We start from the raw sequence: 12,636 nt of genomic DNA on the forward strand, positions 1-12,636 counted from the left end.
GCTTTTACAATCGCCGCCACATGAGCCTGGTCACGCGCTGCCCCGCCTGCGAAACCACTTTCAAGGTGGTGAAGGACCAGCTTCGCATCTCGGATGGCTGGGTGCGCTGCGGTCGCTGCAGCCAGGTCTTCGATGCAACCCTCGATCTTCGGGAGAGTCCCGGCTCGGCGCCGTCTGCGACCGTCCCCGTCCCTGTCCCTGCATCGACGCCTGTCGAAGACGGCCCCTCGATCGAGCAATCCCCTGTCGAACGGGAGCAGGTGCCGGAACGCGCGGCGGCGCCGGATACCGACGTCCGCGCGGATGACGTCGCGGAGCTTGACTTTCTCGGAGACGACCATCATGCGGTGCCGGCGAGCGACGAGGAGAATCCCTCAGACGTCCCACCTCCTGAGCCTGCAGAGAACGCGACGCTGTCTTTCGCCGGCGTCGTCGCGAACGAACCATGGCCTGATGCGGACCTGCTGAACCTGGACGATGAAGGCCGCACCGCCGTGCGTCCGCCTGTGCCGCCGCCACTGTCGTTCCCGGACATCGATCTGTCCTTGCCGGCGTCCGTGCCCACGCCTCCTCCGAGCGCCTCCGAGGCCGAGCCAAGTGCAGATGACACGAGCAATGCGCAGCTGCAGAAGGCACTGCGTCGTGCACGCGTCAAGTCGGCCAAGATCGCCAAGGCCAAGGCCCGTGAACAGAAAGCCGCTACGGTCGAGACGGCGCCGCTCGTCGTGGCGGCCAGCGAGCCGGAGCCGCTGCCGGTCGAAATTGTTCGTGGCGCGCCTTCTTTCATGGGTGCGGCGGGATCGGACTTCTGGCTGCGTCCCGCGGTTCGGCGCTCGATGGTGGCGGTGGCCGTCCTCGCCGCACTGCTTCTGATCGGGCAGGTGGTCTACCAGGAGCGCGATCTTATCGTCGCGCGTCAGCCGGGATGGCGGCCGGCGGTGGCGTCGATGTGCCGGGCGCTGGGCTGCGAACTCTCCGCGCTTCGGCAGATCAACGATATCAAGGTCGACGGCGCCTCCTTCTCGCGCGAGAAGAGCGACGAAGGTTTCCATCTCAGCTTCACCTTGCGCAACTCCGCCGACGTGCCGCTCGCGATGCCCGCCGTCGAGTTGTCCCTGCTCGACACGCAGGAGCGGGCCGTGGTGCGGCGCGTGATCATGCCTTCGGAATTCGGAGCGCCGTCGATCCTGCCGGCACGCGCGGAACGCGCGGCGTCGTTGTCGCTCAAGCTCACCGGACCCGAGGCGGCGATGATGCCGCCGGTCGCGGGCTTTCGTGTCGAGACGCTCTACCCCTGAGCGGTAGCGGCGCCTTGCTTTCCATCCAACCAACGGTTCAACGGATCATCCATGGCAGCAGTAATTTGCGGTTCCCTCGCGTTCGACACGATCATGACTTTCGAGGGCCGCTTCGCGGACCAGATCCTTCCGGACCAGTTGCACATCCTGAATGTGTCCTTCCTGGTGCCTGGCCTGCGCCGCGACTTCGGCGGCTGCGCGGGCAACATCGCCTACAGCCTCAATGCGCTCGGCGGCACGGCACTGCCGATGGCGACGGTCGGCAGCGATGGCGGCGACTATCTCGAGCGCCTGCGCTCGCTGGGCATCAGCACCGAGTTCGTGCGGCAGGTGAATGACACCTTCACGGCGCAAGCCATGATCATGAACGATCGGGACAACAACCAGATCACGGCGTTCCATCCTGGCGCGATGCAGCAGGCTCACATCACGCGCGTTGCAGCGCGCGAGGACATCAAGCTGGGCATCGTGGCGCCGGACGGCCGTGACGCGATGCTGCAGCACGCGGAGCAATTCAAGGCGGCCGGTATTCCCTTCGTGTTCGATCCGGGCCAGGGCCTGCCGATGTTCGACGGCAAGGAACTCGCCCACTTCGTCGACCAGGCCAGCTGGGTGGTGGTGAACGACTACGAAGGAAAGATGCTTTCGCAGCGCACCGGTTGGAGCCTTGCCGAGATCTCGAAACGCGTGCGCGGTCTGGTCGTGACCCAGGCCGCCGAAGGCTGCGAGGTCTGGACCCACGGCGAGCGCGAGCACGTGCCCGCGGTGACGCCGACAGCCGTGGTCGAGCCGACCGGCTGCGGCGACGCGTGGCGCGGCGCGTTGCTGTTCGGGCTGGAACAGGGGTGGCCGCTTGCGCGTTGCGCGGCGCTGGGCAACCAGTTGGGCGCGCTCAAGATCGCGCAGCGCGGGCCGCAGAACTACAAGGTGGACCTGAAGGCCGTCGGACTCTGACGAGGCGCGCGCCACAAACAAGAAAGCCCGGCACCTTGCGGTGCCGGGCTTTTGCCTTCAAGGCCGCTGAACGACTCAGGGCTTGCTGGCCGTGGGGAACGGCCAAGCTGCCTGCGGGTTCAACGTGGTCTGCGCTGCGGGAGCAGGGGCAGGGGCGACGGCAGCCTTCGCGGGCGCCTTGGCGGCCTTCTTGGCAGCGGGCTTCTTCGCTGCTTTCTTGGCAGCGGGCTTCTTCGCCGCAGCCTTCTTCGCAGGGGCCTTCTTGGCGGCAGCCTTCTTCGCCGGCGCCTTCTTCGCAGGAGCCTTCTTGGCTGCGGCCTTCTTCGCCGGCGCCTTCTTGGCGGCTACCTTCTTGGCAGGAGCCTTCTTCGCCGGGGCCTTCTTGGCAGCAACCTTCTTGGCTGCAACCTTCTTCGCCGGCGCCTTCTTGGCTACGACCTTCTTGGCCGGCGCCTTCTTGGCAGCGGCCTTCTTTGCCGGAGCCTTCTTCGCCGGGGCCTTCTTTGCAGCGGCTTTCTTAGCCGGCGCTTTCTTTGCAGTTGCCATTTCTATTTCTCCTTGATCAAGTTGAAAAATCAACCTTTTGAAGCACTCCACGCATGTTGGTCAGCGTGAAGCGATTCATGGCGTTGGAGCAAGCCCCAGCACCATGAACACCTGTGCCCTCACCGATGCCGCGCTCTCTGGCGCAGTTCGTCGGCGAGGACTATTCTTGAATTCACTTTTATTCTTGTCGGAACGATTCAATCCCAGGAGAGCGCACCACCCGACTGGTACTCGATCACGCGGGTTTCGAAGAAGTTGCGCTCCTTCTTCAGGTCAATCATTTCGCTCATCCAGGGGAACGGGTTTTCCTCGTTCGGGAAGAGCGTTTCGAGGCCAATCTGCTGCGCGCGCCGGTTGGCGATGTAGCGCAGGTAGCCCTTGAACATGGAGGCATTCATGCCGAGCACGCCGCGTGGCATGGTGTCTTCGGCATAGCGGTATTCGAGCTCGACGGCCTTCATGAAGAGGGCCTTGATCTCGGCCTTGAACTCGGCCGTCCACAGATGCGGGTTCTCGAGCTTGAGCTGGTTGATCAGGTCGATGCCGAAATTGCAGTGCATCGACTCGTCGCGCAGGATGTACTGGTACTGCTCGGCGGCGCCGGTCATCTTGTTCTGGCGGCCCAGCGCGAGGATCTGCGTGAAGCCGACGTAGAAGAAGAGCCCCTCCATCAGGCAGGCGAAGACGATCAGCGACTTGAGCAGGGTCTGGTCGTTCTCGTGCGTGCCGGTGTGGAAGTTCGGGTCGCTGATGGCGTCGATGAACGGGATCAGGAACTGGTCCTTCTCGCGGATCGACGGCACTTCGTTGTAGGCGTTGAAGATTTCGCTCTCGTCCAGGCCGAGCGACTCGACGATGTACTGGTACGCGTGCGTGTGGATCGCTTCCTCGAAGGCCTGGCGCAGCAGGAACTGGCGGCATTCGGGCGCCGTGATGTGGCGGTAGGTGCCCAGCACGATGTTGTTGGCGGCCAGCGAGTCGGCCGTCACGAAGAAGCCGAGGTTGCGCTTGACGATGCGGCGCTCGTCGTCGGTCAGGCCGTTGGGGTCTTTCCAGAGCGCGATGTCGCGCGTCATGTTCACTTCCTGCGGCATCCAGTGGTTGGCGCAGGTGGCGAGGTATTTTTCCCACGCCCACTTGTACTTGAACGGCACCAGCTGGTTGACGTCGGTCTGGCCATTGATGATGCGCTTGTCGGCAGCCTTGACGCGATGCGCCACGGGTGCGACGGCCGTTGCTGCTTGCGCAGGCCGCACTGCTGCGCCGTCATCGAGCGTGCGCGCGACGGGCGAAGCGGAAGAAGCAGATGAGAAGGGGGAGGCAATTTGCGAAGTCGGAAACTCCGTCGAGCGGCCGACTTGCGTGCCGCTGTTCGATGTGTGCCGCAATCCTTGTTGCAGATCCTTTGGCAAGGAGGGCTTGACTTCTTCGTCCCAGGTCAACATAGAAAAATCCAATGCTCAAATTATGTGAGCAACGATGTGAGTTGCAAAGTGCTCCTTCACATCGCGCTCCAATTATGTTGTCGTTATGTTGTTCGCATGCATCGCAATTTGTCAGGCAATGCCGCGAACGACCTCCACTTCATGCCGACATCATTGGCATGCTTCGCACGTCGGATCGTCGACGCCGCAGAACGCGATGTCGGTTGCGGGGATCGCATTCAGCTGCGCTTGCGCTGCGCGTGCTGCGGCTTCGAGTGCGCTCATGCCTTGCGATGCATCGCTGCCGCCCGAGGACACGGCATTGAGCCGACCCGATTGAACAGTGGACTTCTCGGCATGCGTGGCGCTCTGCGTGCGCAGGTAGTAGGTGGTCTTCAAGCCGCGCAGCCATGCGAGCTTGTAGGTGTCGTCGAGCTTCTTGCCTGACGCGCCGGCCATGTAGATGTTGAGCGACTGCGCCTGGTCGATCCACTTCTGGCGACGCGCAGCGGCCTCGACGAGCCACGTGGTCTCGATCTCGAACGCGGTGGCGTAGAGCGCCTTCACGTCTTGCGGCACGCGGTCGATGGGACGCAGCGAACCGTCGAAGTGCTTCAGGTCCATCACCATCACGTCGTCCCACAGGCCCAGGCGCTTGAGGTCGCGCACCAGGTAGTGGTTGATGACGGTGAACTCGCCGGACAGGTTGGACTTGACCGACAGGTTGCCGAAGCAGGGCTCGATCGAGGCATCCACGCCGATGATGTTCGAGATGGTCGCGGTCGGTGCGATGGCGACGCAGTTCGAATTGCGCATGCCGTCGGCCTTGATCTTCTGGCGCAGCGCGTCCCAGTCGAGCGTGGCGGAGCGGTCGACTTCGACGTAGCCGCCGCGTGCCTTCTCGAGCAGTTCGAGCGTGTCGGGCGGCAGCACGCCCTTGTCCCACAGCGAGCCCTTGTAGCTCGAGTACTTGCCGCGTTCGCGCGCCAGGTCGGTCGATGCCCAGTAGGCGTGATAGCAGATTGCTTCCATCGATTCGTCGGCGAACTGCACGGCTTCCTGCGAGGCGTAGGGAATGCGCAGTTCATACAGCGCGTCCTGGAAGCCCATCAGGCCGAGCCCGACCGGGCGATGGCGCAGGTTCGAGTCGCGCGCCTTCTTGACCGCGTAGTAGTTGATGTCGATCACGTTGTCGAGCATGCGCATCGCGGTCGAGATGGTGCGCTTAAGCTTTTCCTGGTCGACCTTGCCGTCCTTCAGGTGCTGCAGCAGGTTGACCGAGCCGAGGTTGCAGACGGCGGTCTCGGTGTCGCTGGTGTTCAGCGTGATCTCGGTGCAGAGGTTCGACGAGTGAACCACGCCGGCGTGCTGCTGGGGCGAGCGCACGTTGCAGGCGTCCTTGAAGGTGATCCACGGATGCCCGGTCTCGAACAGCATCGTGAGCATCTTGCGCCACAGGTCGGTGGCCGGCAGCGTACGGCTCGGCTTCAGGTCGCCGCGCGCGGCCTTCTCTTCATAGGCAACGTACGCGGCCTCGAAGTCCGCGCCGAACTTGTCGTGCAGGTCGGGCACGTTGGAAGGCGAGAACAGCGTCCAGTTGCCGTTTTCCATCACACGGCGCATGAACAGGTCGGGAATCCAGTTCGCCGTGTTCATGTCGTGCGTGCGGCGGCGGTCGTCGCCGGTGTTCTTGCGCAGTTCCAGGAATTCCTCGATGTCGAGGTGCCAGCTTTCCAGGTAGGTGCAGACCGCGCCCTTGCGCTTGCCGCCCTGGTTCACCGCGACGGCGGTGTCGTTGACCACCTTGAGGAAGGGCACGACGCCCTGCGATTCGCCGTTGGTGCCCTTGATGTGGCTGCCGAGGGCGCGCACGCGCGTCCAGTCGTTGCCCAGTCCGCCGGCGAACTTGGAGAGCAGCGCGTTTTCCTTGATCGACTCGTAGATGCCGTCGAGGTCGTCGGGCACGGTCGTCAGGTAGCAGCTCGACAGCTGCGAGCGCAGCGTGCCGCTGTTGAACAGCGTCGGCGTGCTGGACATGAAGTCGAAGGAGGACAGCACCTCGTAGAACTCGATCGCGCGGGCTTCGCGGTCGATCTCGTTGAGCGAGAGGCCCATCGCGACGCGCATGAAGAAGGCTTGCGGCAGCTCGATGCGGGTCTTGCGCACGTGCAGGAAGTAGCGGTCGTAGAGCGTCTGCAGGCCGAGGTAGTCGAACTGCATGTCGCGCTCGGGCTTGAGCGCGGCGCCCAGGCGGGCCAGGTCGAACTGCAGCAGCTTCTCGTCGAGCAACTCGTTGTCGACGCCCTTCTTGATGAACTGCGGGAAGTAGTCGGCATAGGCCTGGGCCCGTTCGGCCGGCGGCACTTCGCGGCCGATCACTTCCTTGAAGATCGTGTGCAGCAGCAGGCGGGCGGTCGCGAAGGTGTAGTCGGGGTCCTTCTCGATCAGCGTGCGGGCGGCGAGGATCGAGGCCTTGTAGACCTCGTCGAGCGGAACGCCGTCGTACAGATTGCGCATCGTCTCGGCCACGATCGGGCCGGCGGTGATGTTGTCGCCCAGGCCGGTGCAGGCGGATTCGATCAGTTCCTTGAGCTCGTTCAGGTCAAGCGCCACGCGCTCGCCGCGGTCCAGCACGTGCAAGGTGGAGACGGTCACCGGCGTGTCCGCATCGCCTTGCTTCGTGCGTTCTTGAGAACGGCGTTCGCGGTAGAGCACGTAGGCGCGGGCGATCTCGTGGTGGCCGCCGCGCATCAGGCCGAGCTCGACCTGGTCCTGCACGTCCTCGATGTGGAAGGTGCCGCCGCCCGGACGCGAGCGGACCATGGCGCGCACTACGCCCTGGGTCAGGTTGTCGACCGTTTCGCGCACGCTGGCGGAAGCCGCGCCTTGCGTGCCATGCACCGCGAGGAAGGCTTTCATCATCGCGATGGCGATCTTGTTCGGCTCGAAAGGCACGACCGCGCCGTTGCGGCGAATGATCTGGTAGTGGGCGAGCGCGTTGCCGGCGGGCGAGCCGGCGACGTCGCGGTTTTGCGGCGTCGAGGGAACGGCGCGGGCAGTGGTAGGGGGGGTCAGGGCAGTTTGCATTCGATCCTCGTTGGCAATTCTTGTTGGGACGGCCGGTGCCGTGTTGGCCAATATTCCGGGCGGTAAGCGCCGGGCAGGGCACACTATATCTGGGGTCCAAGGGGGCAACAAGCCACTAGATATAGTGTTTTCGACAATCTACAACGACTGTGAATCTTGTTGATGAACGCTGAAGGCACATTTATCCCGCATCACCAGTGCCCCACCTTAGCGGGGGCCGCGATCCACGGGGGTTTCCGAGGGATTTGGGCCTGAAAAGCGCATGGTTGCTGCGCTTGCACCACCCGCAGGGATCATTTGCGGCGATGCACCAGGGACGCATCGCCCGTTGCTTTGCGATTGAAAAATTTCAGCGGGTCGCGACGCCCGGAGGAAACATCGCCGGATCCCACCCGAGTTCCTCGCGAAGAAGGGGCCAGTCGAAGCCGGCGCCCGGGTCTTCTTTTCGGCCCGGCGCAATATGCTCGTGGCCGGCGACGAAGGCGATCGCGTAGCGCTGCGCAAGCGCCGGGCACAGGCTGGCCAGGCTTTCGTATTGCGCGCTTTCGAAGGGGTCGCCCTCCATTCCTTCCAGCTCGATGCCGATGGAATCGTCGTTGCAATTCGCGCGGCCGCGCCACGACGATGCGCCGGCGTGCCACGCGCGCTCGTCGCAGCTCACGAACTGCCACAGCTCGCCGTTGCGTCTTATATAGAAGTGAGCCGAAACCTCCAGGCCGCGGATGGCGGCGAAATAGGGATGCGCGTCCCAGTCGAGGCGATTCGTGAAGAGCTGCTGCACCTCGTCGCCTCCATAGCGCCCTGGCGGCAGGCTGATCGAATGCAGGACGATGAGGTCGATCTTCGCGCCGTCCGGGCGCGGCCCGAAATTGGGGGAGCGCAACTGCCGGGCGAAGCGGTACCAGCCGGACTCCCAGAGTCCGGCGCCGGCTTCATTCATCGGCACCGGCATTGCCGTCGTCGCCATTCGGCGTCGCGATACCCAGGCGCGCGATGCGATAGCGGATCTGTCGAAGACTCAATCCAAGCCGCGCCGCGGCCGCCGTGCGATTGAAGCCGGTTTCCTGCAGCGCGCGAACGAGAATCTGGCGTTCTTGTTGATCGAGATAGCCTTGCAGATCGGTCGGCATCGCCGACGCCTGGCGCGTGGGCAACGGGGGCGCGGTCGCCGGGCCGGGTTCCGCGAGCATCACGGGCTCCGCCAGCACGGGTTCCGCGGGCATCACCGCGCTGTCCACGAAATCGAGATGCAGCATGTCGCCGTCGCTCAACGCCACGGCGCGATGCAGGAGGTTTTCCAGCTCGCGGACATTGCCGCGCAGCGGATGCTCGGACAGGCGCTGCAGCACATCGGCCGACAGCGTCGGCACCGGCATGCCGGCGTCGCGCGCGATGCGTTCGAGCAGTGCGGTGCACAGCGCGGGCAGGTCGCCGCGGCGCTCGCGCAAGGCCGGCACGGCGATCTCGATCACGTTGAGGCGGTAGAACAGATCCTGCCGGAAGCGGCTGGCATGGACCTCCGCATGCAGGTCCTTGTGCGTGGCGCTCACGATCCGGACGTCGACCGAATCTTCCTGTGTCGAGCCGATGGGGCGCACGCTGCGTTCCTGGATGGCGCGCAGCAGCTTGGACTGCATCGCGAGCGGCAGGTCGCCGATCTCGTCGAGAAACAAAGTGCCGCCGCGTGCCGCCTGAAAGTAGCCGTCGCGGTCCTGCGACGAGCCGGTGTACGAACCCTTGCGGGCGCCGAAGAATTCGGCTTCGAGAAGATTCTCGGGAATGGCGCCGCAATTGACCGCGACGAAGGGCCCGTCGCTGCGCTGACTGCATGCATGCACCGCGCGCGCGACCAGTTCCTTGCCGGTGCCGGACTCGCCGCGCACCAGCACCGGGGCCATGCCGCGCGCCACCTTGGCGATGCGGGCCTTGACGAGGCGCATGGGTTCGGATTCGCCCACCAGCCGCTCGAGCGCGGCCACGCCGCTGCTGCCGATCGCCGATGCGGCCTTGCCGCTGTCATCGGCCGCGCGAACCGCCTTCGCCGTGGCGGGCTGCGCCGTCGCCAGCACGGCGGACGCGACGACCGAGCGGAACTGCTTCAGGTCGACCGGTTTGGTGAGGTAGTCGAAGGCGCCCGCCTTGAGGGCCTCGACCGCGTTCTCAGCCGAGCCGTAGGCCGTCATCACGACGCAGCGCTCGCTGCGCTGGTCCTGCTGGATGCGCTGGAGGATCTCCATGCCGAGGCCGTCGGGCAGCCGCATGTCGGTGATCACCGCATCGAAGCGGCCGGCCTCCAGGTGCTGCCAGGCCTCGGACACGCTGCCGGCGGCTTCGACGCGGTAGCCCTCTCGAAGCAGCGTGAGTTCATACAGAGTGCGCAGATCGGGTTCGTCGTCGACGACCAGGATCTGGGCGGGGCGCGGCGCGGACGGATGGAGGGTGCTCACGCCGCTATTGTGTCAGCCGGCTTTCGGCAGCGGCAAATGCCACGAAGAACTCGTTGCCCTCCGGCCCCCCTGGCGAGAGGGCGCGGCGCTCGTAGCCGATGGTCGCGCCGTGGCGCTCGCACAACTCGCGGCACAGGAAGAGGCCAAGGCCGCTTGATCGGCTTTCGGAGGAGAAGAAGGGCTCGAACAGATGGCGCTGCACCGCGGGTTCGAGCGGCGCACCGTCGCTCCAGATCTGGAGACAGGGGCGCCCGGCCGAGTTGATTCGCGTGGTCACCTGGATCGAACCCTCGCGATCCCCCGCATAGCGCGCCGCGTTGTCGAGCAGGTTGACGAGGATGCGGCGCAGGTGTTCGATGTCGAATCGCACGTCGCTGCCGGTCGCGTCCAGCGCGAGCAGGACGCCCTGCCGCTGCGCATGCTGCACCCATTCTTCGGCGAGCGTGCGCACGGTCGGGTCGAGGGCGACCTGTTCGCCCAGCGGGAGCACGCGCTGTTGCCGGGCCCGCGCCACATCCAATACGTCATCGACGATGCGGGACAGGCGTTGCGCGTTCTGCTGGACCATGGTCGTGAGCTGGCGATGCGCGGGGTCGACCAGGTCCTCGCTGAGCAGCGCGCTGGCCTGGGTGATGGCGGCGAGCGGGTTGCGGATCTCGTGCGCGACCGCTGCCGACATGCGGCCCATGGCGGCCAGCTTCTCGGTGCGGATGCGCGCTTCGAGTTCGCGCAGGTCCTGCAGGAACATCACGCACAGGCTTTCGGTTTGGCGATCCCTCGTTTGCGTCAGCCTTGTGCGCACACGGACTTCGCGTGGCGCGCCCTGCGCTTGAGCAACGGGAATTTCCTTCGACTGCGGCGAGCGCCGCGTGAAGGTCTGGCGCGCGAGCGCCGCGAGCGGAGCCCATGCCGGATGCGCATTCAGCGCAAACGGCAGTGCGAGTTCCGCGAGACCCTGTCCGAGGATGGCATCGGCGGCCGGGTTGGCGGCATGCACCCGGCCCTCGGCATCGATCACCAGGACGCCTTCGCTCAGCGTTTCGATCACGAGGTCGTTGACCAGCGCGTGCATCTGCGCGGCGCTTCGGTTGCGCTGTGCCACCGCTTCCTCGCGGGTCAGCCGACGCGCCAGTTCGTGTGCGATCAAGGCCACCACGAAGAGTCCGGTGCCCGTCAGCGCGGCCTGGACGAATCGGGGCGAGGTGTCGGTGGGCTGTTCGAGCCAGAACCACACCGCATGGCCCAGCAGCAGCAAGGTGGCGACCGCGGTGGTGCCGAGGCCCACCGCGCTCGTGCCCAGCACCGCGCCCATCAACACGGGCAGGGCGAACAGCGGTGTGTAGTTGATGCTGCCGACCTGCATCACTTGCAGCGCCGTGAAGGTGACGAGATCGACCCCGATGGTCGAGAGCCACGCAGCGTCCACGCCCCGTATCGTCTTGAATGGCGCGAAACGCGCCGCCAGCAGCGCGGCGGCCACGTAGCCGGCCGACAGCGCAACGGCAACCGGCTGAGTCGGCTGCCCCAGCGCCATGGTCACGGCCTGCAACAGCAGCAGCACCGCCGCAACGAAGCATCGCCCGGCCATGAAGCCGCGCCACAGGCGCTGCAACGCCGTGCTTTCTCCGCTGAAATGTTCGAGCGAACTCCAGTCCGTGGCTGGATCGCCTCGCGACCACAAAGTGGTCACGAGGTTCGCGCCCAGGCTTCGCGCTGGGCGGGAGTCATTTCCCTCCCGCGGCTTGGCGGTGGGCCGCGCTGCAGTACACGCCTGCTGGACCGGTGATTGCGTCGGCCGCAGGCAAGTGGAGCCCGCAATGGGCGCAGCGGACCATCGCCTGGGGGGCGCCGACGGCCGGTGGCTTGGCGGGGGGCGGTGGGCGCGATTGCATTTCTTCGCGGCGGTTCTTGCGCCAGATCCAGATCGCGATGAAGACGACGGCGAGGACGAGAAGGTATTTCATGCGGGGGCGCGCGAGAGGACGACTTCCAGGACGAAGCGCGAACCCACATAGGCCAGCACCAACAGGGCGGAACCCGCGTAGAGCACGCGGCGCGCGGTGCGCCCGCGCCAGCCGAAGCGGGCGCGTCCGATCAGCAGGACAGCGAAGGCGAGCCAGGCAAGGACAGAGAAGACGGTCTTGTGGTCCCACTTCCAGCCGCGAACGGCGGTGCCGTAGAGGGTCTCGCTGAACAGGAGTCCTGCGAGGAGCGTGGCCGAAAGGAGCACGAAGCCCGCAGCCACGAAGCGGAAGGTCAGACGCTCCATCGTGAGAAGCGGCACGCCGCCCTGCGGTTCGGCAGCGAGGCGGATCTGCTTTTCGGCGCGGGTCATGAGCCACGCGTGGATCACCGCCGCGCCGAACAGGCCGTAGGAGGCGATGCCGAGCGCCAAGTGCAGCGGCAACCAGGGCGAAGCGGTGACGTGCAGCGGTGTGCCCGGGAACAGCACGGCCAGCAGCACGGCAGCCGCGCCCAGCGCTGCGAGCGCGCGGCGCACCTGGAGTTGGGGATACATCCGGCTCTCGATGGCGTAGACCGTCAGCACGAGCCAGGCCGTGACCGAGATCGCCGGCGCGAAGCCGAAGCGCGGGGTGCCGCCGACCAGCCCGCAGCCCAGCGCAAACGCATGCAGCAGCCACGCCAGCGCCAGCAGCGACTGTGTGGACGAGCGGCTGAGCCAGGAGGATGCTGCCGCGGTGAAGCCATAGGCTGCGGCGGTGGCGATGCCCAGTGCCACGCCGAGTGGGGAGGGGATCGCTAAAATCATCGGTCGAGTTTAATGGCTTGCCCCCAGGCTTCGCGCACTTCGTGTCGCTTCGCCAACCTCCTGCCGGGGGCAACACCGGCGGACCGGCGGAGCCGGATCCGCGGTGTTCA

At 65.7% G+C, this 12,636-nt stretch carries 10 protein-coding genes; 2 read left to right on the forward strand and 8 right to left on the reverse strand.

The window, feature by feature from the left end; translation table 11 throughout:
- Positions 1–20: 20 nt before the first annotated feature.
- On the forward strand, positions 21–1,298 hold the full coding sequence (locus QTH97_RS10200; RefSeq protein WP_286568024.1) for a zinc-ribbon and DUF3426 domain-containing protein: 1,278 nt from the start codon (positions 21–23) through the stop codon (positions 1,296–1,298).
- 51 nt (positions 1,299–1,349) lie between these two features.
- Positions 1,350–2,252: a carbohydrate kinase family protein gene (locus tag QTH97_RS10205; RefSeq protein WP_286568025.1), complete on the forward strand. Its 903-nt coding sequence runs from the start codon at positions 1,350–1,352 to the stop codon at positions 2,250–2,252.
- A gap of 75 nt (positions 2,253–2,327) precedes the next feature.
- Here the strand turns inward: QTH97_RS10205 and QTH97_RS10210 are convergent, their stop codons facing one another.
- The 8 genes from QTH97_RS10210 to QTH97_RS10245 all read right to left on the reverse strand — a co-directional run bounded on the left by QTH97_RS10210 (position 2,328) and on the right by QTH97_RS10245 (position 12,526).
- Entirely contained in the window at positions 2,328–2,798 is a 471-nt protein-coding gene (locus tag QTH97_RS10210; RefSeq protein WP_286568026.1) for a histone H1-like DNA-binding protein, read from the reverse strand.
- A gap of 197 nt (positions 2,799–2,995) precedes the next feature.
- Positions 2,996–4,243 carry a ribonucleotide-diphosphate reductase subunit beta gene (locus QTH97_RS10215; protein WP_286568027.1) on the reverse strand — a complete coding sequence of 416 codons (1,248 nt, stop codon included), beginning with the start codon at positions 4,241–4,243 and terminating at the stop codon, positions 2,996–2,998.
- Between the two features lie 150 nt (positions 4,244–4,393).
- Complete coding sequence (locus QTH97_RS10220; protein WP_286568028.1) at positions 4,394–7,309, reverse strand: ribonucleoside-diphosphate reductase subunit alpha; 2,916 nt, start codon at positions 7,307–7,309, stop codon at positions 4,394–4,396.
- Positions 7,310–7,658: 349 nt separating this feature from the next.
- A complete protein-coding gene (gene ampD, locus QTH97_RS10225; RefSeq protein ID WP_286568029.1) occupies positions 7,659–8,276 on the reverse strand; it encodes a 1,6-anhydro-N-acetylmuramyl-L-alanine amidase AmpD in 618 nt (205 codons plus the stop codon).
- Entirely contained in the window at positions 8,242–9,756 is a 1,515-nt protein-coding gene (locus QTH97_RS10230) for a sigma-54-dependent transcriptional regulator (protein ID WP_286568030.1), read from the reverse strand. The genes ampD and QTH97_RS10230 overlap by 35 nt, the downstream gene beginning before the upstream one ends.
- A gap of 4 nt (positions 9,757–9,760) precedes the next feature.
- Positions 9,761–11,446 (reverse strand): sensor histidine kinase, encoded by a 1,686-nt coding sequence (locus tag QTH97_RS10235; protein ID WP_286568031.1) that lies wholly within the window; start codon positions 11,444–11,446, stop codon positions 9,761–9,763.
- A 34-nt stretch (positions 11,447–11,480) separates the two neighbouring features.
- On the reverse strand, positions 11,481–11,720 hold the full coding sequence (locus QTH97_RS10240; protein WP_286568032.1) for a PP0621 family protein: 240 nt from the start codon (positions 11,718–11,720) through the stop codon (positions 11,481–11,483).
- On the reverse strand, positions 11,717–12,526 hold the full coding sequence (locus QTH97_RS10245; RefSeq protein ID WP_286568033.1) for a cytochrome C assembly family protein: 810 nt from the start codon (positions 12,524–12,526) through the stop codon (positions 11,717–11,719). Before QTH97_RS10245 ends, QTH97_RS10240 begins: the two co-directional genes overlap by 4 nt.
- Between the last annotated feature and the right edge of the window lie 110 nt (positions 12,527–12,636).

The organism is Variovorax gracilis, from assembly GCF_030317115.1.
In the GTDB taxonomy this organism is placed as follows: Bacteria; Pseudomonadota; Gammaproteobacteria; order Burkholderiales; family Burkholderiaceae_C; genus Variovorax; species Variovorax gracilis.